Origin of the sequence: Aurantimicrobium sp. INA4 (assembly GCF_027924525.1) — a bacterium.
Lineage (GTDB): Bacteria > Actinomycetota > Actinomycetes > Actinomycetales > Microbacteriaceae > Aurantimicrobium.
Genome location: NZ_AP027040.1, coordinates 735,484 through 759,055, shown reverse-complemented (window position 1 = coordinate 759,055; position 23,572 = coordinate 735,484). Strand labels below are relative to the sequence as shown.

The window sequence follows — 23,572 nt, the reverse complement described above, 5'->3', positions numbered from 1 at the left end:
AGAGCTGAGTGTGCGTTCTAGACTTCAGGCTGGCTGTCTGAAGACTGTGAAAGTTCTGCACTTTCTGTTGCGTTTCGAACTCGTTTACGAAGACTCTTTGGACTTATTTCACGTCCACCCAAAATCCCCGGTGTCCAGGCTTCCATATCTTCATCGGTGAAGTCTGATTTAGACGCTCGACGCTTGAGGTCAGGTAAGTAGGCTCCTGGGGCGAGTTTTCGTGCTGTGACCAAAAAAGCTGTGTGCCCGATCATTCGATGTTCCGGACGCACTGCTAGTCCTTCAACGTGCCAGCCGCGAACAATTGTTTCGCTGGATTGTGGGTGTGTAAATTGACCGGTAGCACGTAAGGCTTCGACTACTCGTGATAGCTGAGTCACCGTAGCGACATACATCAGTACTACACCGCCTGGAACAAGAGCCTCAGCAACCATGTCTACACACTCCCAAGGTGCGAGCATGTCTAGAACCACACGGTCGGCTTCGCCTGGTCGCACAGTTTTTGGCAAAGCATCTTGCAAATCACCTACTGTGACTGTCCAATTTTCAGGAGTGAACCCATTAAAGGTAGCTACGTTGAGTTCAGCAATTTCAGCAAATTCTTCACGACGTTCAAAGGAATACAAGTGACCCTGTGGCCCAATTGCGCGAAGTAACCACAGTGACAATGCACCGGAACCCACTCCGGCCTCAACAACTCGTGCCCCTGGGAAAATATCTGCCTGACCCAAAATCGCTTGTGCTTCTTTGGGATAGATAATGGCCGCACCGCGAGGCATGGACATCACAAAATCAACCAACAAAGGTCGCATCACCAAATATTCAATGCCTGAACTATTCAGCACAACTGAAGCATCAGGTAGGCCAATGATGTCGTCATGTTTGATGACGCCACGATGTGTATGGAATTCATCACCAGGTTTGAGAGAAACAGTGTTGATTTTTCCTTTGGGATCTGTCAGTTGGCATCGATCACCTGCTCGCAGGGGGCCGGGTAAATAACGGGGAGAGACGTTGTGATTCATTGGGCTGCCTGTGATCGTTGTGCAAATAAGTTGAAAATTTGTTCAGCATCGACGCCAGCGAGGGTATTTAAAATTACGTCTGCTGGCTGATTCTCCAGCGGAACTATATTGGTTACTCCAACAGTGAATGCCCCCGAAGCGGATGCTGAACGAACCCCCGAGGGTGAATCTTCAAAAGCAACGCAATGTCGTGGGTCTACTGAAAGTTTTTCTGCAGCAAGAAGATAAGCCTCCGGATCTGGCTTAGAAACCACCACATTGTCTCCCGCAACAACATCGTGAAGTGGGGTACCCGGAATAAGTGCGATAACGGCACGAGCCATTCGTTCAATGGACATTGTCACTAATAGCTGGGGCAAACCTGCATCTTGAAACTGACGGATAAGCTCTACAGCGCCTGGGCGCCAAGGAACTGCAATCTCCAATTGTTCAAGAACGCGATTAGTCAGCGTTTGAATAATTTCATCAACTGATAGCGTGACGCCTCGTTCTTGGAGTTTCACCGCAGTGGTTGGCAAACCATTACCAACCAGAGCTAAACCATCTTCGTGGGACCACGATCCGCCGAATAACTCAACTAGTTCTTGTTCAGCAATGATCCAGTACTCTTCTGAGTCGACAATTGTGCCATCCATGTCCCACAGTATTGCCGCTGGACGAATCTGCTCGTTGGGTTTGCCGATACTCACTCGACTAGCCTACTTGTCAGTGGTGGGCCGATATTCTTATCTTGAAACAGATCGGGGCATTTCAGGTGAACAAAGACCGTCATCCTTTTCGCGGCAGACTTCTCGTCGTTGCTTTTGAAGGGTGGAATGACGCAGGCGAAGCCGCCAGCTCAGCTGTCCGAACTTTGCAAGAACAACTAGATGTTGTTCCGCTCCACACTGTGGATCCAGAAACGTACTACGACTTCCAGTTCAATCGACCTGTTATCGGTTTCGATGACGATGGAAATCGTTCTCTGACATGGCCGACCTCAATTCTCTATGCCCCCATGGTTCCTAGCGATGTCGTTCATGAAGTTCAAGAAAATGATTTGCTCGATGTTACAGGCACCAATTCAGGAAATATTTATCTACTGCAGGGCGTAGAGCCCAGTCGAAACTGGCTCACTTTCACGAACGAAATTTTGGATATTGCTCTCGCAGCAGACATTTCCGCAATAGTTCTTCTCGGTGCAATGCTGGCCGATGTACCGCACACCCGTCCTATATCAACCTTTGTCAGTAGTGAAAACGCTGCTGTACGACATGAACTTGATGTTGAACGAAGTAGTTATGAAGGCCCCGTGGGTATCTTGAGTGTGATTGCTGCCGCTGCAGAGGAAGCAGATATTCCCACCGTTGCAATTTGGGCATCAGTTCCCCACTACGTCCATCAAAGTCCAAGCCCGAAGGCAACATTGGCGCTCATCGACAAACTCGAAGAAATTGTCGATGTCGTTATTCCTCGAGGAGAGCTCGTAGAAGAAGCTGCAGCGTGGGAAGAAAACATCAACAAACTTGCCGCAGAAGACGAAGATATGTCCGCCTACATTTCTCAACTTGAACAAGCAAGAGACATGGTTGATTCTCCCGAAGCAACCGGTGAATCTTTGGCGCAGGAATTTGAACGTTTTCTGCGTTCAACGGATAAACCTGGACCTGAAGGAAATGAGCCACCCAAGGGCGTTTAGCCTTGAAGTACACCTGTGGCTAAGAGAACCAATATGGTTCCACCAAGTACAGCCCGGTAGACAACGAATGGCCAGAAGCTGTGTTTACTAAGCCAGTTCATCAAAAAGGCAATCACGCCAATGCCAACAATAAATGCGACAACGGTTGCAGATAATGTTTCCAGAGGCCCAAAAACTTGGGGTCCTGAAAAACTTTTTGCAAGTTGATATAAGCCACTTCCAAAAACTGCTGGAAGAGCTAAAAGAAACGAGTATCTAGCTGCTGCAGTTCTACTGAACCCCATAAACAGTCCAGCTGTAATGGTTCCGCCGGAACGAGAAACCCCTGGGATCAAAGCTAGAGCTTGGGCGAAGCCAAAGACAACACCCCGACCGACGGTCAGTTGCTGGAGGCTGCGCGTCTTTTTCCCAACGACATCAGCGATACCCATCAGAATGCCGAAAATGATCAACATGCTTGCAACCAGCCACAACGACCTGAAAGTGGTCTCAATTTCGTCCTGAAACACAAGGCCCAAAACGATGATGGGCAGCGAGCCCACAATTATGAGCCAGCCCATTCGTGCATCTGGGTCGTTTCTTGGTGCTTTTCCTACTAGTGCACGTGACCATTGTTTAACGATACGAACAATGTCTCTCCAAAAGTAGACAACAACGGCTGCCTCTGTTCCAAGTTGAGTAATGGCAGTAAATGTTGCCCCAGGATCAGCTCCATTGGGCAGGAATTCGCCGATAATCCTCAGGTGTGCTGAGCTGGAAACGGGAATAAACTCTGTCAGACCTTGAATAAACCCGAGGAAAAGTGCGTCAAAAAAACCCATAACCTCGACAGTAGTTGTGTTACACCTCAGTACGAGGAGGCACAGTGCACTTTGAAGATAATTCTTCGTGCTAATGTTGTTTCTCGGTAGTTATCTACCATCACCTGCGCGGGTGGCGGAATGGCAGACGCGCTAGCTTGAGGTGCTAGTGTCCGTAAGGACGTGGGGGTTCAAGTCCCCCTTCGCGCACAATAAGAAATCCCCGAGATTCTCGGGGATTTCTTGTTTTAACTTGCTGCTTGAAGTTCTTTCTCTGCAAGTGAGGCTTTCCATGCAACGAGCTTGCGAACCGATGCGCTCTTGTCGGATGCCAGAGTTTCCATGACATCCTGCGGAACAAAATAGTTCACAGCAACCCAACTGCGTACTTGTTCACTCTTGTCTGAAGCAAGGAAACGAAGAATGTCGCAAGGAGTGGTTTCGTTTCGTGCAACACAGATACGAACACCTTCGTTCTTATCCTTTGCAAGCTTCCACATAACCTCTTCAGGTACGTGATAACTCAAGGCAACACTTTCACGAATTTTTGGATTCTTATCCAGGGCCATGGTCCGGAGGCGATTGATCTTGGTCTCACCAAACTCTGGGCCTAGGAATTTTGCTACAGCTGTTTCGTTGAGTTTTTTGTCGTTACGCAACATATCAAGCTGTGCACGCTGTGCTGGGGTGTTGAATCGTATGCAAGACATGAAGAAATAGTACTTACAAAAAACCTTCAACTTGTGATTGAAACACCGCATGTTGCGTGTATTTCGAAATTAAGTCCTATATCTAGTTATTTCACGGGGGAAGAAATACGTCGCCTCATCAAATCAATACGTGCTTGAAGTTGAGCAACTGTTGCTTGAGCAACGGGCGGACCCCCGCATGTTTGACGAAGCTCAGTATGAATAACGCCGTGTGGCGTATTTGTTTGTTTACTCCATAACGCAACTAAGGAGTTCAACAAAGCCCGCTGCTCTTTCAAGCTTCTATGCAGAGGGATACTGCGGTTCTCGGCAACATCGCGAGAGCGACCACTTCCCCGTTGAGCTTGGCGTCGCTGTCGAAAGCGCAGAAGGTCAGCAATTTGTTCTGGTTCTAATAAACCAGGAATACCAATGAAGTCATGTTCTTCGGGAGAACCTGGTTCAGCGTAGCCACCAAACTCCTCCCCTTGATACATGACCATGTCGAAGTTTGCATCTGAACCTAATATCGCGAACTCATTGAATTCTTCATCTATTTGTGAAGAAGCTTGTTCTTCCCTCTGCGCAAGTTCAAATTCAGACATTTCCGGATAATCACTCTCGGCAGCACTAGTCCTGAATTCGAGAGCGTGATCACGTTGAAGTTCGAGCTCCTGAGCTAAAGCTAAGAGTGAAGGAACATTGGGCAAAAAGACTGACGCAGTTTCACCTCGGCGTCGTGCACGAACAAAGCGCCCGACAGCTTGTGCGAAATATAAGGGTGTAGATGCACTTGTTGCATACACACCAACTGCTAGTCGAGGAACGTCTACGCCCTCAGAAACCATCCGGACAGCAACCATCCACCTGTTGTTCGAAGAAGAAAACTCTTCAATCTTTTGGCTTCCACCAGCCTCATCACTGAGCACGACGGTGGGTTGTTCGCCAGTAATTGTGTGAAGAATACGTACATATGCTCTGGCGTCATCCTGATCAGTTGCGATAACTAGACCAGCTGCATCTGGGATTGAATGTCGGACTTCACTGAGGCGATTATTGGCCGCAGTCAGGACTTGAGGAATCCAGTCTCCGCCTGGATCAAGAGCTGCACGCCAGGCTTGAGCAGTCACATCCTTGGTGTTGTCCTGCCCAAGACGTGCTTCCATTTCGTCCCCAGCTCGGGTCCGCCAGCGCATGGACCCGGCATAAACCATAAACATGACAGGACGGACAACACCATCCTGTAATGCACGGCCATATCCGTAGTCATAATCGGTTTGAGAAACTAGTACACCGTCACGATTAGGGAGATAGCTCACGAAAGGAATAGGTGCTGTGTCACTACGAAAAGGAGTTCCTGTGAGAGAAAGACGCCTCTCTGCTCGTGAAAAAGCTTCTCTGATACCGTCTCCCCAACTGAGGGTATCTCCGCCATGATGAACCTCATCTAGTATGACCAGAGTCCGAGCTGACTCCGTGAGGTCTTTGTGCACATGTGCCTTCATCGCAATTTGTGCGTAAGTCACAGCAACACCATGGAACTGTTTACCGTGACGTTTGTGCGCATTGGTGAAATGCGGATCTAGCCGAATGCCTACTTTGTGCGCAGCATCAGCCCACTGTGTTTTCAAGTGTTCTGTTGGAGTAACTACAGTAATGCGATCAATCACGCGACGGCGAAACAGCTCTGTTGCGAGACGCAATGCGAAGGTCGTCTTTCCTGCGCCTGGAGTCGCAGCTGCAAGGAAGTCTTTAGGCTCGTGCTTGAAATAAACGTCTAAGGCTTCGGTTTGCCAAGCACGTAAATTATCTGCAGTTCCCCATGGAGCTCGAGCGGGATATGCAGGAGAGAGATGTTCTGCGGCAAACGAACCAATATGTGTCGTTTCCCCGGTCATAGTTTTTTTAGTCTATGAAATCGGACAGTGATGAGTGTGGAGTTCACTCGGTGAGTGCGTATAAAACGACAGCACTTGCTGAGGCGACGTTAAGAGAATCAACACCATGTTTCATTGGAATGGTCACGACGGAATCACAGATACCTAACGCTTCTCGCGAAAGTCCATCGCCCTCAGAGCCAAAAACCAATGCTATTTTTTCTGGCGGATTTGTTACGAAGTCCTTAAGTGACATGGCCTGGTTGGAAAGAGCAAGCGCTGATATATGAAAACCAAATTTGTGGAGAATCTCTCGCGCGTGAATCCACTCAGGCAGTCTCGTCCAAGGAACTTGGAGCACTGTGCCCATCGAGACGCGAACAGATCGACGATAGAGCGGGTCAGCGCAGCGAGGAGATATGAGCACGGCATCTGCTCCAAGACCAGCTACAGCCCTGAATATCGCCCCTACATTTGTGTGGTCGACGATATCCTCCAAAACAACAACACGTTTTGCGCCAGAGAGAAGTTCACTCAGCTCAGGTAATCGGGGACGATTCATCGAAGCCATTGCTCCCCTGTGCATGTCGTAACCCGTCAACTCTGCAATAAGTTCAGGCGGTGCAACAAAGATCGGACAGTCATATTGGGCAACTAGTGGCTCTACGTCATTGAGCCACTTTTCTTGAATCAAAACAGCACGAGGGACGTGGCCTGCAGAAAGTGAGCGTTGAATGACTTTGATGGATTCAGCTAAATACAGACCACCTTCAGGTTCGAGAACCTTTCGTAAAGCAACGTCTGTTAGTTGAGTGAAATCTACAAGCCTGGGATCAGATAGATCAGAAAGTCTCAGAACCGTGGACATAGCCTCAGTTTGCCAGTTTTCTGAAACATGAACGAAACGAAGATGACTTAGGCTTGCGGCCATGGCCGCAATTGTCCAAGAAACCACCCACATTGATGGGTTGGATTCTTTAGTGCAATTAGTTGCAGGTCGACGCGTTGCCGTACTGACAGGCGCGGGAGTCTCTACCGATTCCGGTATTCCCGACTATCGCGGTAAAGGTGCCTCTAAACGCACCCCCATGAACATTTCTGACTTTCTCAACAGCGAACTTGCCAGAAAACGTTATTGGGCAGGCGCACACGTCGGATGGAAAAGCTTCTCACAAGCTGAACCTAACCAGGGACACCTCGCAATCGCCGCCATGGAACAAGGTGGAATCATCGAGGGTGTTATCAGCCAAAACGTAGATGGATTGCATCGCCGTGCTGGAAATTCTCACGTAGTAGATTTGCACGGCTCACTTGATCGAGTGATTTGTTTGGAATGTAGCCAACAGTTTGATCGTGTCAGCATTGAACAACAACTGAGTGATGAAAATCCGTGGCTTGAAGACCTAAGCAATATTGTCCTTGCGCCTGATGGTGATGTCGATGTATCTAATTTCGGCGAGGTAAAGATTCCAGCTTGTACGGTCTGCGGCGGAATTTTGAAGCCTGATGTTGTCTTTTTTGGGGAATTCGTCCCAGCAAAAATCTTTGCTGCTGCTCAAAGCCTTGTCAAACGCGCAGATGCACTCATTGTGGCTGGATCTTCTTTAGCAGTGAATTCTGCTGTGCGATTAGTAGATCAAGCTAGGCGCGAGAAAATGCCGATAGCCATCATCAATAAAGGTGTGACAAAGGGCGATCGTAAGGCTGCAATAAAACTTGACGGTGGTACGAGCCCAATCTTGACGGCTCTTGCTCATGAATTAGGTTCGGGCTACCTTTACGAGGACATCGAATAGTTCTTCAGCAGAACTTTCCCAGCTGAATTTGCTTGCTTGTCGGCGAGCTGCTTCAGATGCAGTGTTCCAGGTTTCGTGGTTTATGAGCGAATGAACTGCGTTCGCAAAAGATTCAGGGTTCTCAGGATCAGCAAAAAGGGCAGCGTTTCCACCAATTTCATGAAAAATGCCAATGTCTGAAATAACCACAGGAGTGCCTAGGCTCATTGCTTCCACAAGAGGAATACCAAAACCCTCGTCTTTAGAAGCTGAAACTAGCGCTGTGGCGTGGGAGAGCAAATCAAAGTAATCCTCATCAGAAATTCCATTGTGGAAATGGATTTGAGCATTTGGAGCAATTTCTTGCAGTCGCGTGCGATCAGCATCAGAGATTTTGCTCAACAAATGAAGGGTGAAATCTGGAAGTAGAGCTGTTGCCCTGACGAGCGTTTCAACATTTTTATATGGCATGAAGGAGCCCATGTACACAAGGGATTGTGATCTTTCGCTGGCAACCGCTACGTCAATCTCTTCAGAAATGCTGTCTGCAGCATTGTGGACAACGTATACAGGCTTGGAAGTAAGTTTGTTCTCGTGAATGAGTTGTTTGGTTGTCTCTGAAACGGCCACAACTGCATCGCTGTGTGAAAGTAGAAAACGTTGAGGCCACCAGGCTGTGTGATAGAGCCGCCACAATAAGCGAATGGGCCACGACAAATTTCGTGGCGGGGTGGGGTGTGCGTAGTAGATCAAGTCGTGCACGGTCAAAACTAGTCGATACTTGCGTCCCCGGGAACCAATTGTCTGCATGGGACTGAACACAATATCCGGAGAGATTGAGTTGATCTGCTTTGCGATACCGCGTTCTTTGATACTCGTAGGAGAACTAACCAGGTGAAATGGAAGTTCTGGCAACATAGCAAGCTGTTGAGGATCACTGATGAGCATGATGAGCTCATCACCGTTACGTCTAACCAATGGAATGAGGTGTTCAACAAGTCGAGCACTAAAGCGCGAAATCCCATCATGATGATCGATGCGCACATAACGACAGTCAAAAGCAATGCGCATTATTTTTTAGCCTCATCTAGGAAAGCCTGAATGTGCTTGGCTGCGAAATCTGGAGCCTCATAATGAACAAGGTGTCCAACACCTTCGACTACTTCAATCTGCGCTCCTGGAATTCGTGACGCGAGAAGTTTCTGTTCTGGCAGTGCAGTGATGTCGTCTTTATCAGCAACAAGCATGAGCAATTCCTGATGAATATTGGGAGCAAACATGCTGACGTCATTAGAAACGGAAGTTTCGAATGCTTCCAAAACTGAGTCCCGGGAGTCAAACAGGCTGAAATATTGATCGTGCTGTTCGTGAATCCACTCACGTAAGTTTTTGTCTTCAGTCTTGGCCATGGTTTCACTCATAATGCGAACAATCATTTTGTTTTTCAGCAATGCATAACCAGCACGTGCTGGCAGCGCAGCCGCTGCTTTGTAGTAGAGCACTGCAAGACGAGTCAAGATGCCGCGGGGACCTTTGAGTGCATTCGCCGCTATGGGATTGATCATTATTATTCTGCGCTGTGTTAGGCCCTGAGCAGCGGCAGCACCAACAACAATTGAGCCAAAAGAATGGCCCAAAACAATGACATCCTTGTCGGCACCGATTACGTCAAGAAACTGAATGAGCCATCTGCTGAATGAGACAATATTTGCTGGTGAAGGTAGCGCTTCTGAAAGACCAAAACCAGGTAAATCAGGTACGACGGCATGAACACCAGGCCCTAATTCGGCAACGATGGGTTCTAAGCCGTGATGATCTCCACGAAATCCATGAATTAAAACCAATTGAAGTGGAGATGATGAGTCACCATATTCCCAATAATCGGTTCTGAGGCCAGAGACGTCGACTGAAGCATGAACGGTTGGAATTTGTTCAAGCTTGGAAGCATAAGGAGATACAGCAGGCATTGCCTCAAGTGTAGGCGCACCGAGCCGCTAAAGCCTGCTTGTCCGTCGGAGAACCTAAAGTGAATGACGTGACCAACACTGGATTGCCCGAATGGGCTAACGTAATTGCTGTTTTTGACACCGAAACGACGGGAATTGCCCCTGAGACGACACGTATTGTCTCAGCGAACGTCAGCATCCTTAACCCCTATGGCGAGGTGGAAGACGAGCATAACTGGCTCATCGATTGCGGAATTGAAATTCCTGAGCAAGCAACGGCTGTGCATGGCATCACGACAGAACGCATGCGTTCAGAAGGCGCACCAGCTCCCGACAGCATTTATGAGTTATTGACGATCATTTCAAGCTTTATGGATCAGGGAATTGGCGTCGTTGCATATAACGCTTCTTATGACTTCACAATTCTTGACCGGGAAGCAAAAAGATATGGGTTTGATCCACTTGAACTCCCCCGACCAGTAATCGATCCCCTCATTATTGACAAGCAGGTCGATAAATACCGCAAGGGTAAAAGAACGTTGGAAGCTGCCGCTGCTCATTATGGTGTTGCACTCACTGATGCCCATGATGCTGCGGCAGATGCGATTGCAGCAGGACGCGTTGCCCAAGCTATTGGGAAAAAGTATGCTGCGGACCTGGCTTTTCCCGCTGAAGAGCTACATGACCTCCAAGTCACCTGGGCCAAGGAACAAGCTGAAAGTTACGCAAACTGGCGTCGGAGTCAGAATCTACCTGTTTACCCTGGAGATGGACTTTGGCCTGTCAGATAGCTTGCAAACACAAAAAGCCCGGTCGCATGACCGGGCTTTTTTTGGTGAGACTTGAGAATTACTGACCGAAACCAGCAAAACGCTTATTGAACTTCTCCACACGTCCTGCGGAGTCCATGATGCGCTGCTTACCAGTGTAGAAGGGGTGTGATGCGCTGGAGATTTCAACGTCGATGACGGGGTATTCGTTGCCATCGGTCCACTTAACAGTCTTTGAGCTGGTAGCGGTTGAACGTGTCAGGAACGACTCGCCCGAAGCCAGGTCGTGGAAGACGACTGGTGCGTACTCGGGGTGGATGTCAGACTTCATCGATATTTCCTTTAATTGACGTTGTTCATCAGACGACGAACAAGAAGCATTGTGCCTGCGCTTTTCAGCGGGCCGACTCATTATGTTATCAGAAACTAGAGGGTTGCTTGCGCCGAGTAGCGTCCATCATTGGTGAATAGAGAAATTTTTACTCCGAATACGTCTGAAAGGTTCGCTTCCGTCAGTGTGGATTCAATAGGACCTGCGTAAGCAGCGGTTCCATCCTTCATCAGAAGAACATGGGTGAACCCACGTGGAATCTCTTCAACATGGTGGGTGACCATGACGATTGCGGGTGCTGAAGGATTGCCGGCAAAGTACCCCAACATCTGCAAAATTTCTTCACGAGAGCCCATATCAAGTCCAGCTGTTGGCTCATCGAGTAAAAGTAATTCTGGGTCGGTCATAATCGAGCGCGCAATTTGCATACGCTTCGCTTCACCTTCTGAAAGTGAAATAAGTGTGCGATCGCTGAAACCTTCAAGACGCCACTCTGCTAGAACGCGTCGGGCACGCCTTATATCAATGTCTTCAAACTGTTCACCACGACGTTCTGCCGCGGCATACGCCGCGGTAATAACAGCGTCCGAAACTGTTTCTGTTGGAGGAATTCGCTTGGCCATGCTCGAGGAGGCATAGCCCACTCGAGGACGCAACCATTCAGGGTCTGCCGTGGCAAGATCTTCGTCGAGAACAGTCACTTGCCCGCTTGTTGGGATGTCCCATCCAGCAGCCATATCTAACAGAGACGTTTTCCCAGCACCGTTAGCACCAAGGATGATCCAGCGTTGGTCACTTGTCACATCCCAATTAAGGTCAGAAACAACGGAATGCCCGTCGCGAACAAGAGACGCGTGAGAAAACTTCAAAACCTGGACCATGTTTCAATGCTAACGACTAGTTATGCGCGAACTAGGTTGTAAATTGACCGTGTTTGCACCGCTATTGCCGCCCAGTCGAAGTGCGTGCGTGCTCGTTCGCGAGCAGCAACACCCATACGACGAGCCCGTTCTATATCCGAGACTGCATTAATCATTGCCTGAGCTAAATCAGCGACATATTGTTCAGGCTTTAGAGGCGTCCCAGTGCCATCTTGAAGTTGTTCAATAGGGACTAACCAACCCGTTTCTCCGTCTTCAATAACTTCCGGAATTCCTCCAGTGGCTGTTCCCACCACCGGTATTCCACAGGCCATCGCTTCTAAATTGACTATTCCAAGAGGTTCATAAATGGAGGGACATACGAAAGCAGTAGCAGAGGTCAAAATGGCTGCAAGCTCGTGTCGCGGCAGATGATCAGGAATCCAGATAACTCCAGAACGTTTCTTCTGCAGTTGAGAAACCCTGAGTTCTACTTCTTGCTTGATTTCCTCAGTGTCTGGAGCACCAGCACACAAAATCAGTTGAACATCCTCAGGTAGGGCTTGAGCTGCCTTGAGTAAATATGGCAAACCCTTTTGCCGTGTAATTCTGCCGACAAAAACAATGGAAGGGCGTGACGAATCTATCCCCCACCGCTCCAAAAGTTCAGGATTAGATGTTGGAGCCCAAGCCTGAACATCAATTCCGTTGTGAATGACGTGCACTTTGCTGGGATCGATATCGGGGTAACTTCGCAGAATATCCGAACGCATGCCGGCGGAAACAGCAATTACTGCATCTGCACTCTCAAATGCGTTGAGCTCTATGGAGCTGGAAACTTTGTATCCGCCGCCGAGCTGTTCTGCTTTCCACGGCCTCAAAGGCTCCAGACTGTGAGCTGTAATGACGTGAGGAATTCCATGCAACTGTTGAGAAAGCCGTCCAGCTTCATTGGCATACCAGGTGTGCGAATGAACGATGTCAGCCCCAACTGTGTCGTTTGCCATCAGGAGATTCACACCAATGGTCTGCAACGCGGCATTTGCTGAATGTAGTTCTTGAGGAACCAGGTAGTTTGTAACATCACGTTCATCACGAACTCCGCCAAAGCAGCGAACGTGAATCTCATCAGTGGCACGCAATGCCTTCACCAATTCAGCAACGTGAACTCCAGCACCGCCATAAATCTCGGGCGGATATTCCTTGGTGAGTAAATCAACGCGCATGACAAAGACGTTATCTCACCTTCAAATAGTTATCGAACGTAACGTAGAAATATTTATGTTGCTAAACCGTTACCTTGGTGCCCTACTGTTGAGAAATGGCCAAGAAAGTTTTTGGAATTGTCCTCGCTGGCGGCGAGGGCAAAAGACTGATGCCCCTCACTGAGGACCGGGCAAAGCCCGCAGTCCCTTTCGGCGGGCAATACCGTCTCGTTGATTTTGCGATTTCGAATCTCATTAATTCTGGTCTTCGCCAAATAGTGGTCCTGACCCAGTACAAATCTCATTCTTTGGACCGTCACGTCTCCCAAACATGGAGAATGTCTGGTCTTCTTGGCTCCTACGTCGCCTCTGTTCCAGCGCAGCAACGATTGGGAAAAAGATGGTTCTCTGGAAGCGCAGACGCCATCTTGCAAAGTTTGAACCTCATTCGTGACGAAAAACCTGACATTGTCGTTGTTGTTGGCGCCGATCACGTCTACCGCATGGATTTTGATCAAATGATTCAAGCTCATATTGAATCTGGCCGCAAAGCCACTGTCGCCGCAATTCGCCAACCCATTCGTCTTGCTGATCAGTTTGGTGTCATCGAAGTCGACGACAAGGACGTGACAAAAATTTCACGATTCCGTGAAAAGCCAACAGATGCGGTTGGATTGCCAGATAATCCAAGTGAAGTTCTTGTTTCCATGGGTAATTACGTGTTTGACGCAGATGCCCTCATTGAAGCAGTTGAACGAGATGGCGAACTAACGGATTCAAACCACGATATGGGCGGTGACATCATCCCCTATTTCGTCGGCGAGAATCAGGCAGGAGTCTATGACTTCCAGCGAAACGACGTGCCTGGATCAACTGATAGAGATAAGTATTACTGGCGTGATGTGGGAAGCATCGAAAGCTTTTTTGACGCACACATGGACCTCATCTCGACCTTGCCCGTCTTCAACCTGTACAACACTGAGTGGCCGATTTACTCTATGCAGGTCAACTCTCCCCCAGCGAAGTTTGTTCGTGATGCACGAGGACGCGTCGGAGCAACTATTGATTCAGTTGTCTCTCTGGGGTCTTTGTTATCTGGCGCACACATTGAACGCAGTGTTCTTGGCCCATGGTGTCAGGTTGATTCTGGTGCGAGCATCCATGATTCCATCGTTTTTGACCATGTCAACATTGGTCAAGACGTAGAAATTCGCCGAGCTATTCTTGATAAGGAAGTCGTTGTTGAACCCGGTGCAAAAATCGGTGTTAATCACGAACGCGATAAAGCACGTGGGTTCACGGTCACTGAATCTGGAATCACCGTCGTGGGCAAGGGAGTACGAGTAACACCATGAACGAAGACCGTAACGATTTTGCCGCTACGGATTCTTCTCGGTACCTCGTAGTTCTCGACGTTGACTCTACGTTGATTGAAAACGAAGCTATTGAACTGTTAGCCGAGGAAGCAGGTTCACTAGAGCTCGTCGCTGCTGTGACGGAACGTGCAATGCGTGGTGAACTCGATTTTGCGGAGAGTTTGCGAGAAAGAGTTGCCACACTTGCAGGGTTACCCTCCTCGGTCTTTGATACTGTTCGATCACGAATTACAGTCACCGCAGGTGCAGAAAAACTCATTAATCGAATACATGAACTCGGTGGCACTGTTGGAGTGGTCAGTGGAGGATTTCACGAACTCCTCGATCCTCTTGCACAGCAACTTGGCTTAGATCAATGGAAAGCAAATCGTCTAGAAGTTATTGATGGGGTGCTGACTGGGAACGTCTTAGGCCCCATCATTGACGCAGATGCTAAAGCGGATGCGCTGCGCCAGTGGGCTGAAGAAACCTCAACTCCCCTATCGCACACCGTAGCTATCGGGGATGGTGCAAACGATCTGAAAATGATGGAAGCAGCCGGTATGGGTATTGCTTTCTGTGCAAAGCCTATTGTTCAAGAACGCGCTGATGTGTCTTTGAACGAACGAGACCTCAGCAAAGTTTTGGGAATTATTGGGCTTTAGTGCCCCATACCCAATCCACCATCCACAGGAATTACAGCACCCGAGATATAGCCAGCATCATCAGATGCAAGCCAAGCACACACCTTGGCAACCTCAGAAGGCTGAGCAAAGCGTCCGGCAGGAATGTTCTTTTTGTATTGTTCTTGCTGTTCCTCGGGGAGAGCTGCGGTCATATCTGTCTCGATAAATCCAGGTGCTACAACATTCGCGGTAATCCCTCGAGCGCCTAATTCACGAGTAAGCGAACGAGCCATACCCACCAACGCGCTCTTCGAGGACGAATAGTTCACCTGGCCAGCCGAGCCATAAAGCCCCACAACAGATGAAATCAAAATGATGCGACCGAAACGTGCCTTTAACATGCCCTTGATCGCTCGCTTGACTACTTTGAAGGTACCACCAAGGTTGGTATCAACAACGGAGTCAAACTCTTCGTCCGTCATTCGCATTACTAAAGTGTCCTTAGTGATTCCCGCATTCGCTACGAGAACTTCCACTGGACCAAGTTTTTCTTCAACTTCTGCGTAAGCAGAATCAAGTGAAGACCCATCAGTGACATCTGCTCGAACAGTAAGCGAACCGGCAGGACCTTCACCAGAACGTGCGGTAACTGCAACACGATGACCCTGAGCGATGAATTCTTCTGCAAGGGCATATCCAATGCCTCTGTTTCCACCAGTAATGAGCACTGTACGAACGGTCACATTTCCTCCTCTTGGATGCATCGAATGCCAGCTTAGTCGTAGGCTAGTAGCACCACATCAACCTTGGAGTAGTGCTGGCAATGAAGAAGAAACTTCAGTCCGCAACAACCCTTCCACCATCTCCCGCCGACGAGCGGCGAATACGTATGGTCAAGTACACCATTGCGATGAGCATTCGTATGGTCTGCATCATTGGGATGCTCTTTGTTTCAGGCTGGTGGCTTGTCGTTTTTGCGGCAGGAGCAATTGTGCTTCCCTACTTCGCCATGATTGCTGCAAACGTCAAGATGGCGCCAAAAACCTCGTATGTAGAGCGTCCCAGCACCATAGTGCTCTATCAAGAAAAGCAGTCTTGAACACAGTTCCCACCTCAGAATCACCTGAACGTGTTCCCTGGTATGCGGTAGCCCTCACGAAAAGGTGGCTAACTTACCTGTTGTTGACAGCAATATTCGCAGGTACCTGTATTGCACTCTCAACATGGCAATTCAACCGTCGAGAAGAAGCTCAGCAAGAAATTAGTAGGGTCTTATCCAATTACGAGGCGCGCCCCATGGCGCTCAGTGAAGCATTGCCCAACCTGAATGAATTCAATCCTGACGATAAGTGGATTCCAGTTACCGTAACTGGAACATATTTGTCTGATCATCAATTCATCGTCAGAAGTCGGCCACGCGAGCAACAAGCTGGTGTTGAGGTGCTGACTCCCCTCCTAACGGATCAAGGTGATGTCTTTGTTATTAACCGTGGATGGCTCCCCGTATTGCCTGACGGCACAGAGAACTACACGTTGCCAGAACCCCCCTCGGGAGAGGTAACAGTCGTTGCGCGACTTAAAGCTGGCGAACCTTCTATTCCAGGGCGTGAAGCAGCAGGAAACCAACTAGCAACGATTGAGTTACCTCTCATCGAAGAAAGTATCGGATATCCCACATACACAGGCGCATACGGGGTACTCGATTCAGAAACACCTCCACCAGTTGAGAATCCACCCCTAGCAGCCGAAAAGCCTTCACTCGATGAAGGTGCCCACCTCAGTTATGCATTCCAATGGATCATGTTTGGTGTGCTTGCATTTATTGCTCTAGCGTGGGCTATCCGCAATGAACTACGAATTAGAAATGCTGAGACAGACGAGGGTAAGGCCCGGGAACTTAGACGTCAGCAAAAACGCGCAGCTCAACCGACTGAAGAAGACATCGAAGATGCTCTTCTTGATCAGGCCTCTCGCTAGCGAACTGCTCGGTTGATTGCCGAGACGACTGCTTTTAACGACGCAGTTGAGATATCAGAGTCGATACCAACACCCCATAGTCGTGTGCCATTGACGTTCAGCTCAACATAGGCTGCTGCCATCGCATCACCACCTGCAGAAAGCGTGTGTTCCACGTAGTCAAAGAGCTCAACGTTGATTCCTTCTTCCAGCATGAGCTTCAAGAAGGCGTCAATCGGGCCGTTACCAATTGCATCTTTTCGAGTGACGCTATCGCCATCTCGTAAGTCGACCGAGAGCTTCAGCGTGCCATTGAAATCGCTTTCGGTCCGACTACCAGTGAGTTCAAACCGTCCCCACTTGTTTACAGCATCCTTGGCTGGCAAGTATTCATCCTGGAATATCGCCCACAAATCATCACTGGAGACTTCGCCACCTTCAGCATCTGTTTTGTGTTGAACAACACCAGAGAACTCAATTTGGAGACGACGAGGGAGCTCGAGGTTGTGGTCCTTCTTCAGCAAGTAGGCCACTCCCCCCTTACCCGACTGCGAGTTGACTCTGATAACAGCTTCGTAGCTGCGTCCGAGGTCTTTAGGATCCACCGGGAGGTAAGGAACAGCCCAAACAAGGTTGTCTACATGTGTGCCTTGAGCTTGGGCATCTGCTGCCATGCGCTCAAAGCCCTTCTTAATGGCATCTTGATGCGAGCCAGAGAAAGCGGTGTAAACAAGGTCACCAGCCCAAGGACTGCGTTCGTGAACTTTGAGCTGGTTGCAATATTCAGCAGTTCGCTTAATCTCATCCAGGTTGCTGAAGTCGATTTGTGGGTCGATTCCTTGAGTAAACATATTTATACCCAAAGCAACCAGGTCAACGTTTCCCGTGCGTTCACCATTACCAAAGAGGCATCCCTCGATGCGGTCTGCGCCTGCCATGTAACCCAATTCAGCAGCAGCTACCGCTGTTCCTCGGTCATTGTGAGGGTGTAAAGAAATGATGACGTTCTCTCGATGAGCGAGGTGGCGCCCCATCCACTCAATGGAGTCCGCATAGACATTGGGTGAGGCCATTTCAACGGTGGCAGGTAGATTGATGATCACCTTGCGATCAGGTGTCGGCTCAAGCACTTCAAGAACTGCGTTGCACACCTCAACGGCGTATTCCAGCTCTGTACCAGTGAAGCTTTCAGGAGAATATTCGTAAAAGACCTTTGTCTGCGGAATCTTCTTCTCCATTTCACGACAGAATCGTGCGCCGTGAAGTGCAATGTCCATGATGCCTTGACGGTCTTCGCGGAAGACAACATCACGCTGCAAAATACTGGTCGAGTTATAGAAGTGAACGATGGCCTGCTTGGCTCCAGCGATGGATTCGTAGGTGCGTTCAATGAGGTGATCACGTGCTTGAGTAAGCACCTGAATAGTGACATCGTCAGGAATAGCGTTTTCTTCGATCAGAGATCGTACGAAATCGAAGTCGGTCTGGCTAGCAGAGGGGAAACCTACCTCAATCTCTTTGTAACCCATCTTGACCAAGAGATCGAACATGATGCGCTTGCGCTCAGGACTCATCGGGTCGATGAGTGCTTGGTTTCCATCTCGCAAGTCAACAGCACACCAAATCGGAGCTTTTTCGATGCGTTTAGATGGCCACGTTCGATCTGGAAGATCGATACCTAAGCTCTCGTGATAGGGGCGGTATTTGTGCACTGGCATAGTGCTGGGGGTCTGGTTGTTCTTCATCTGTCTTCTCCTCGCGAATGGTGGTCAGCCAACGGGCATCTCCGCGACGAGTGAGGCCTAATTAATGGACTCGTCGCGGCAACTAAGAAGAAGCGAACCAGTGGACATATTTCTAGGCTAGCACTTGAACTTTAGAAGCCCAATCGCTGTAGGAGTTTGGGGTCCCGCTGCCAATCTTTGGCAACCTTTACACGCAGAGATAAAAAAACTTTCTGACCAACAACGGGCTCGATCGCTGCCCGGGAGCGTTGACCGATGTCTTTGAGTCGCTCTCCACCAGAACCGATGATGATTCCTTTTTGACTGTCGCGCTCTACGAAAACATTGGCGTAAATTTCGAGAAGATCCTTATCCTCCCGCTCAATCATGTCGTCGATAGTGACAGCAAGGGAGTGTGGGAGTTCTTCATGGACTCCCTCAAGAATGGTCTCTCGAATGAGTTCAGAAATGCGCTTTTCTAAACCTTCATCTGTATTGGTTTCTTCGGGATATAGAGGTTGACCAAGTGGCAGAAGTTGAATGAGCTCTTCAGCAAGTAGGTCAACTTGGTCATCGCCAACAGCCGAAACAGGAATGATTGTTGCCCAGTCTCGCAACTCTTGAACTTGGATCAGCCGTTCGGCTGTTTGGGACTTGGATGCAACATCTGTCTTCGTGATGACTGCTATTTTAATTGCTCGTGGATACTTGTCCAATTGTTCGTTGATGAAGCGATCGCCTGGGCCGATTGGTTCATCAGCCGGAAAACACATGCCAATGACATCAACATCTCCCAAAGTTGCCTGAACGAGGGCATTCAATCGCTCACCTAGTAGGGTCCTGGGACGGTGAATTCCTGGGGTGTCAACAAGAATCAGTTGTCCAGTGGGACGGTTCGTAATTCCTCTAATTGTGTGACGAGTGGTTTGTGGCTTCGAAGAGGTAATGGCAACCTTTTCGCCAACAAGGGCGTTTGTCAATGTGGATTTGCCCACGTTAGGGCGTCCAACCAGCGAAACAAATCCTGAACGAAATTCACCTGAGCTTTCTTCACGCTTTGATGCTTTGGGTGGTCTCGCCATTATTGATCCTGTTCTGAAAAAGCTTTGAGTGCATCGATGAGATCTTGATCGCGTTCTACAACCACTCGGGTTACACGCTTTCTATGTGAGCCACTCACATCAGCTGTAATGATCAATCCACTGACGGTAACGCTATCTCCCACAACAGGGAGTCTGCCGAGCTCTTTTGCCAGCAATCCGCCAACCGAGTCAACATCTTCGTCCTCGAGTTCAAGCCCAAAGAGTTCGCCTAATTCATCCAGGGGTAAACGTGTGGCTACGCGATAAATGTTCTCGCGAATCTGCTCAATATCCGGTGCGCCACGGTCATGTTCATCAGAAATATCACCCACGAGTTCCTCAATAAGATCCTCGAGAGTCACAAGGCCTGCAATGCCTCCGTGTTCGTCCACGACTAATGCCATGTGAATAGATTCGGCTTGCATTTGTTTGAGTGTGTCATCCACCTTCTTTGATTCAGGCACAAACATTGCAGGTCGAGCCAGATCAATGAGTTTGCCTTCGGCGAAGTTTTCAGGGTGTTCAAACATTCGACGAGAGACATCACGAAGGTTTAACACACCAACGATGTCATCAATCTCTTCACCAATGATTGGCACACGTGAGTATCCAGATTCATGGAACAACTTGGCAGCATCACTCAAAGATGCATGTGAGTCGATCGTGACCATATCTGTTCGAGGAATCATGACCTCACGTGCAACGGTCTCTCCCCATTCGAAGATGGAGTGAATAAGTTCTCGTTCCTCAGTCTCCAACACGTCATGCTTTACGGCTTCGTCGACCATGCTCAAAAGTTGTTCTTCGGAAGCAAAGGATGTTGTGCCTGGTCGACCTGGAGTAACTTTATCTCCCATGGTGACAAGGAAGTTTGCCAGAGGGCCGAGAATGACTCGAAAGAAATGAATGAGTGGCGCTGAAACACTCAATACTTTTTCTGGATGCACTCGACCGACCGATCGTGGACTTGAACCGGCCAGAACAAAGCTGGCTATAGACATCACCAAAATTGCAAAGAGCAAAGCTGCCCAGTAAGGCAGTCCTAGTGAAACTAGAGCCAGTGTGACAATAACGGCGGCAGCCGTTTCGGCAAGAATTCTCACAAATGTAGTTACTGTACGGTGTGGACCAACATCACGTGAAATTGCCAAAAGTGATCGCTCTGCTCGTCGTCCTTGAGCGGCTTGGCGAAAGTCTTCAGACGACATCACACCCATTGCTGATTCACTGGCAGCCATCAACCCGCCGAAACCTATCAGCGCAATCATGCCAAGAACGGTGAGAAAAATTGTCACGAAGTCTCTCGTTGTTTCTCTGCCATGGTGAACCCGATAATGAGGTCCCTTTGTAGGGCAAACATTTCTTTTTCTTCATCAGGTTCAGCATGGTCAAACCCGAGAAGATGCAATATGCCGTGTGCAGTTAGATAGAGCAATTCGTCCATTGTTGAATGACCAGCACCCTCTGCTTGGACCTCAGCAACTTGAGGACACAACACAACGTCACCGAGCACACCTGGTGGCGTCACGACATCGTCATTTCCTGGACGTAGCTCATCCATGGGGAAACTCAATACATCTGTAGGGCCGGGTTCGCCCATCCACTGAACGTGAAGTTGTTCCATGGCGCCCTCGTCAACAAGGACAAGGGCAAGATCTGCATCGGGATGAACGCGCATAGCATCCAGACAGTATGTTGCTAAACGCTGGAGAGCCGCTTCATCAATAGTGAAACTGGATTCGTTGTTTACTTCGATACTCATTGACGGGCTTCCTTGGCTTGTTCTCGCTTATGACGAGAAGCTAATGACATTTCGTCATATTCGCTGTAGGCATCAACAATGCGTCCAACAAGGGAATGGCGAACAACGTCTGCGCTTGTCAGGCGAGCAAAGTGAATGTCGTCGATATCCTGAAGGATTCCTGTGACTAATCTCAAACCGCTCGCAGAAGTTGGTAAGTCCACCTGAGTGATGTCACCGGTGATGACCATCTTGGAGTCAAAACCAAGTCGAGTTAGGAACATTTTCATTTGTTCTGGAGTGGTGTTTTGTGCCTCATCCAAAATAATGAAGGAATTATTGAGTGTGCGACCTCGCATATACGCCAGTGGTGCGACCTCAATGGTGCCTACCGCCATCAGTTTGGGAACAAGCTCAGGGTCGAGCATTTCGTTGAGAGCGTCAAAAAGTGGCCGCAGATATGGGTCAATCTTGTCCGTGAGGGTTCCTGGTAGGAATCCCAGCCGCTCCCCTGCTTCCACGGCTGGGCGAGTCAAGATAATGCGTTCGACTTCTTTGCGTTGCAAAGCTTGAACAGCTTTTGCCATTGCTAAGTAAGTTTTTCCCGTTCCGGCTGGGCCAATGCCGAAAGTAATAGTGTGATCTTCTATGGCGCGGACATATTCCTGCTGACCAACTGTTTTAGGGCGGAGAGTTTTTCCGCGCGTGGAGAGAATATCTTCGCCCAATACCGCTGAAGGCGATGTGTGCGGGTGCGCTTCCTGTATGTGTTTCCCGCTTGTCACATCAGTTGGAGCGAGATCCTGTCCTTGTCGAACCATGGTCAATAACTCGCGCACGAGCTCTTGAGCTGCGAGAACTTCTTTGTGAGCATCGTCACTAGCGTTTTTGGGGCTGAAACGAATCTCATTTCCCCGAACATGAACGTCAACCAGTGGGTACTGTTTTTCAACAGTGGTGAGTAATCGGTCTTGTGGCCCCAACAATCGAACCATTTCAACGCCATCTACAGTGATGACGTCTGAATGTGGTGCAGCAAATTCAGGCAAGTGTGTGCTCCTGAAGACCGCCGGAGAGTACGTGTGCATGTACGTGAAAAACTGTCTGACCTGCACTCTCACCTGTGTTGAAGACTAAACGATACTCACCGTTGGAGTGCAAGGTTGCCAGGTTATGAGCGGTGGAGACTATTTCTGCCAATAGTTGAGGATCGCCTGCAGCTAATTCGGTGACGTTCTGGAAGTTTTCAGACTTTGGAATCACAAGTAAGTGCATAGGAGCTTGTGGAGCTATGTCTCGGATGGCAATAAGACGATCATTCTCAAAGAGAATTTCTGCTGGTATTTCGCGATTAATGATTTTTGTGAAAATCGAAGGAGTCTGTTCGGACATAGCTCTAGCTTAACAGCGCCCTAGTTTGGCATTCATGATGGCCAATGCAGCAGGTCCTGCGGTCGACGTTCGAAGAATATTGTTTCCCATCGTGACGATTGTGGCACCTGCATTACGGAAAGTATCCAATTCAGTCTCTGTGATGCCGCCCTCTGGACCAACAATGATCGCTATTTGATGCGATGTGGGATTGAAAGAACTCAGTGGAACATCTCCTGTGGGGTCCAACACGACGATGTCAGCAGCTGGCAACATCTTCACAAGTTCTGCAGTAGTAACGGGAGGATGCACTTGAGGAATGTAGGGACGAATTGATTGTTTGCTCGCTTCACGAACAATTGCTGACCATCTCGCAATGCCTTTTTCGATCTTGGGCCCTTCCCATTTGGAGATGCTCCGTGACGCTGCCCATGGAATTACTGTGTCGACACCAAGCTCTGTTGCTGCTTCGATTGCTCGTTCATCACGATCTGTTTTGGCAAGTGCTTGGACCAGGAGAATTTCTGGATGAAGACGTTCCTTGTTTTCAACCTGAAGTACCCGAAGTTGAACGCAGTCTTTAGATACTGATTCAGCTTCGACCTCAAGAACGAGACCGCGCCCATTGCCTAAAGTGAAAGTCTCCCCTGGTCGCACTCGAGAGACTGTGGCAGCATGTTTTCCCTCTGAGCCATCCAAAACTACTTCGGACCCGATAGTAGAGGATTCCAGGCTTTCCAGGATGTAAAAGTGTGCCATTG

At 49.0% G+C, this 23,572-nt stretch carries 26 protein-coding genes and 1 tRNA gene; 8 read left to right on the top strand and 19 right to left on the bottom strand.

From position 1 onward, the window contains the following. Positions 1–17 precede the first annotated feature (17 nt). Both AINA4_RS03810 and AINA4_RS03805 read right to left on the bottom strand, forming a co-directional pair. Positions 18–1,025 carry a tRNA (adenine-N1)-methyltransferase gene (locus AINA4_RS03810; RefSeq protein ID WP_281787598.1) on the bottom strand — a complete coding sequence of 336 codons (1,008 nt, stop codon included), beginning with the start codon at positions 1,023–1,025 and terminating at the stop codon, positions 18–20. Then, positions 1,022–1,714, bottom strand: a complete 693-nt coding sequence (locus AINA4_RS03805) for an HAD family phosphatase (RefSeq protein WP_281787597.1) — start codon at positions 1,712–1,714, stop codon at positions 1,022–1,024. Before AINA4_RS03805 ends, AINA4_RS03810 begins: the two co-directional genes overlap by 4 nt. 65 nt (positions 1,715–1,779) lie before the next feature. Between AINA4_RS03805 and AINA4_RS03800 the strand changes: the two genes are divergently transcribed. Then, positions 1,780–2,703 carry a PAC2 family protein gene (locus AINA4_RS03800; protein WP_281787596.1) on the top strand — a complete coding sequence of 308 codons (924 nt, stop codon included), beginning with the start codon at positions 1,780–1,782 and terminating at the stop codon, positions 2,701–2,703. On the opposite strand, the gene AINA4_RS03795 is transcribed toward AINA4_RS03800, so the two are convergent. Next, positions 2,700–3,524: an undecaprenyl-diphosphate phosphatase gene (locus AINA4_RS03795; RefSeq protein ID WP_281787595.1), complete on the bottom strand. Its 825-nt coding sequence runs from the start codon at positions 3,522–3,524 to the stop codon at positions 2,700–2,702. The two genes, AINA4_RS03800 and AINA4_RS03795, sit on opposite strands and share 4 nt — an antisense overlap. 106 nt (positions 3,525–3,630) lie before the next feature. Here AINA4_RS03795 and AINA4_RS03790 point away from each other — a divergent pair. Next, a tRNA-Leu gene (locus AINA4_RS03790) sits at positions 3,631–3,713 on the top strand. 38 nt (positions 3,714–3,751) lie between these two features. Here AINA4_RS03790 and AINA4_RS03785 read toward each other — a convergent pair. The 3 genes from AINA4_RS03785 to AINA4_RS03775 all read right to left on the bottom strand — a co-directional run bounded on the left by AINA4_RS03785 (position 3,752) and on the right by AINA4_RS03775 (position 6,937). Beyond that, positions 3,752–4,213: a hypothetical protein gene (locus tag AINA4_RS03785; RefSeq protein ID WP_281787594.1), complete on the bottom strand. Its 462-nt coding sequence runs from the start codon at positions 4,211–4,213 to the stop codon at positions 3,752–3,754. 86 nt (positions 4,214–4,299) lie between these two features. Further along, the gene (locus AINA4_RS03780; RefSeq protein WP_281787593.1) at positions 4,300–6,090 is read right to left on the bottom strand and encodes a DEAD/DEAH box helicase; all 1,791 of its coding nucleotides are present in this window, start codon (positions 6,088–6,090) and stop codon (positions 4,300–4,302) included. A gap of 43 nt (positions 6,091–6,133) precedes the next feature. Then, the gene (locus AINA4_RS03775; RefSeq protein WP_281787592.1) at positions 6,134–6,937 is read right to left on the bottom strand and encodes an RNA methyltransferase; all 804 of its coding nucleotides are present in this window, start codon (positions 6,935–6,937) and stop codon (positions 6,134–6,136) included. 61 nt (positions 6,938–6,998) lie between these two features. Here AINA4_RS03775 and AINA4_RS03770 point away from each other — a divergent pair, with 61 nt between their 5' ends. Beyond that, on the top strand, positions 6,999–7,865 hold the full coding sequence (locus AINA4_RS03770) for a Sir2 family NAD-dependent protein deacetylase (protein ID WP_281787591.1): 867 nt from the start codon (positions 6,999–7,001) through the stop codon (positions 7,863–7,865). Here the strand turns inward: AINA4_RS03770 and AINA4_RS03765 are convergent. Both AINA4_RS03765 and AINA4_RS03760 read right to left on the bottom strand, forming a co-directional pair. Continuing rightward, positions 7,830–8,915 carry a glycosyltransferase family 1 protein gene (locus tag AINA4_RS03765; RefSeq protein WP_281787590.1) on the bottom strand — a complete coding sequence of 362 codons (1,086 nt, stop codon included), beginning with the start codon at positions 8,913–8,915 and terminating at the stop codon, positions 7,830–7,832. The two genes, AINA4_RS03770 and AINA4_RS03765, sit on opposite strands and share 36 nt — an antisense overlap. After that, on the bottom strand, positions 8,915–9,811 hold the full coding sequence (locus tag AINA4_RS03760) for an alpha/beta hydrolase (protein ID WP_281787589.1): 897 nt from the start codon (positions 9,809–9,811) through the stop codon (positions 8,915–8,917). The genes AINA4_RS03765 and AINA4_RS03760 overlap by 1 nt, the downstream gene beginning before the upstream one ends. A gap of 68 nt (positions 9,812–9,879) precedes the next feature. On the opposite strand from AINA4_RS03760, the gene AINA4_RS03755 reads away from it, so the two are divergent. Further along, positions 9,880–10,581 carry an exonuclease domain-containing protein gene (locus AINA4_RS03755; protein ID WP_281787588.1) on the top strand — a complete coding sequence of 234 codons (702 nt, stop codon included), beginning with the start codon at positions 9,880–9,882 and terminating at the stop codon, positions 10,579–10,581. A 58-nt stretch (positions 10,582–10,639) separates the two neighbouring features. Here the strand turns inward: AINA4_RS03755 and AINA4_RS03750 are convergent, their stop codons facing one another. From AINA4_RS03750 to glgA, 3 genes are all read right to left on the bottom strand, one after another. After that, positions 10,640–10,891: a type B 50S ribosomal protein L31 gene (locus AINA4_RS03750; protein ID WP_096381219.1), complete on the bottom strand. Its 252-nt coding sequence runs from the start codon at positions 10,889–10,891 to the stop codon at positions 10,640–10,642. 95 nt (positions 10,892–10,986) lie between these two features. Then, positions 10,987–11,772 carry an ATP-binding cassette domain-containing protein gene (locus tag AINA4_RS03745; protein ID WP_281787587.1) on the bottom strand — a complete coding sequence of 262 codons (786 nt, stop codon included), beginning with the start codon at positions 11,770–11,772 and terminating at the stop codon, positions 10,987–10,989. Between the two features lie 20 nt (positions 11,773–11,792). Then, positions 11,793–12,977, bottom strand: a complete 1,185-nt coding sequence (gene glgA, locus AINA4_RS03740) for a glycogen synthase (RefSeq protein WP_281787586.1) — start codon at positions 12,975–12,977, stop codon at positions 11,793–11,795. 95 nt (positions 12,978–13,072) lie between these two features. Between glgA and glgC the strand changes: the two genes are divergently transcribed. Further along, entirely contained in the window at positions 13,073–14,311 is a 1,239-nt protein-coding gene (gene glgC / locus AINA4_RS03735; RefSeq protein WP_281787585.1) for a glucose-1-phosphate adenylyltransferase, read from the top strand. Then, entirely contained in the window at positions 14,308–14,976 is a 669-nt protein-coding gene (gene serB, locus AINA4_RS03730; RefSeq protein ID WP_281787584.1) for a phosphoserine phosphatase SerB, read from the top strand. Before glgC ends, serB begins: the two co-directional genes overlap by 4 nt. On the opposite strand, the gene fabG is transcribed toward serB, so the two are convergent. Next, positions 14,973–15,701, bottom strand: coding sequence for a 3-oxoacyl-ACP reductase FabG (gene fabG, locus AINA4_RS03725; RefSeq protein ID WP_281787583.1), 729 nt, complete (start codon positions 15,699–15,701; stop codon positions 14,973–14,975). The genes serB and fabG overlap by 4 nt on opposite strands. A 59-nt stretch (positions 15,702–15,760) precedes the next feature. Between fabG and AINA4_RS03720 the strand changes: the two genes are divergently transcribed. Beyond that, positions 15,761–16,036, top strand: coding sequence for a DUF3099 domain-containing protein (locus AINA4_RS03720; protein WP_114129713.1), 276 nt, complete (start codon positions 15,761–15,763; stop codon positions 16,034–16,036). Further along, complete coding sequence (locus AINA4_RS03715; protein WP_281787582.1) at positions 16,033–16,914, top strand: SURF1 family protein; 882 nt, start codon at positions 16,033–16,035, stop codon at positions 16,912–16,914. The genes AINA4_RS03720 and AINA4_RS03715 overlap by 4 nt, the downstream gene beginning before the upstream one ends. Here AINA4_RS03715 and leuA read toward each other — a convergent pair. From leuA to AINA4_RS03680, 7 genes are all read right to left on the bottom strand, one after another. Then, entirely contained in the window at positions 16,911–18,638 is a 1,728-nt protein-coding gene (gene leuA, locus AINA4_RS03710; RefSeq protein WP_281787581.1) for a 2-isopropylmalate synthase, read from the bottom strand. The genes AINA4_RS03715 and leuA overlap by 4 nt on opposite strands. Positions 18,639–18,769: 131 nt before the next feature. Then, positions 18,770–19,699: a GTPase Era gene (era, locus tag AINA4_RS03705; protein ID WP_281787580.1), complete on the bottom strand. Its 930-nt coding sequence runs from the start codon at positions 19,697–19,699 to the stop codon at positions 18,770–18,772. Continuing rightward, entirely contained in the window at positions 19,699–20,994 is a 1,296-nt protein-coding gene (locus tag AINA4_RS03700; RefSeq protein ID WP_281787579.1) for a hemolysin family protein, read from the bottom strand. Before AINA4_RS03700 ends, era begins: the two co-directional genes overlap by 1 nt. Next, entirely contained in the window at positions 20,991–21,461 is a 471-nt protein-coding gene (gene ybeY, locus AINA4_RS03695; protein ID WP_281787578.1) for an rRNA maturation RNase YbeY, read from the bottom strand. The genes AINA4_RS03700 and ybeY overlap by 4 nt, the downstream gene beginning before the upstream one ends. Then, the gene (locus tag AINA4_RS03690; protein ID WP_281787636.1) at positions 21,458–22,435 is read right to left on the bottom strand and encodes a PhoH family protein; all 978 of its coding nucleotides are present in this window, start codon (positions 22,433–22,435) and stop codon (positions 21,458–21,460) included. Before AINA4_RS03690 ends, ybeY begins: the two co-directional genes overlap by 4 nt. A 46-nt stretch (positions 22,436–22,481) precedes the next feature. Continuing rightward, on the bottom strand, positions 22,482–22,832 hold the full coding sequence (locus tag AINA4_RS03685; protein ID WP_096381248.1) for a histidine triad nucleotide-binding protein: 351 nt from the start codon (positions 22,830–22,832) through the stop codon (positions 22,482–22,484). Between the two features lie 9 nt (positions 22,833–22,841). Continuing rightward, a complete protein-coding gene (locus AINA4_RS03680; protein ID WP_281787577.1) occupies positions 22,842–23,570 on the bottom strand; it encodes a 16S rRNA (uracil(1498)-N(3))-methyltransferase in 729 nt (242 codons plus the stop codon). Positions 23,571–23,572: the final 2 nt, after the last annotated feature.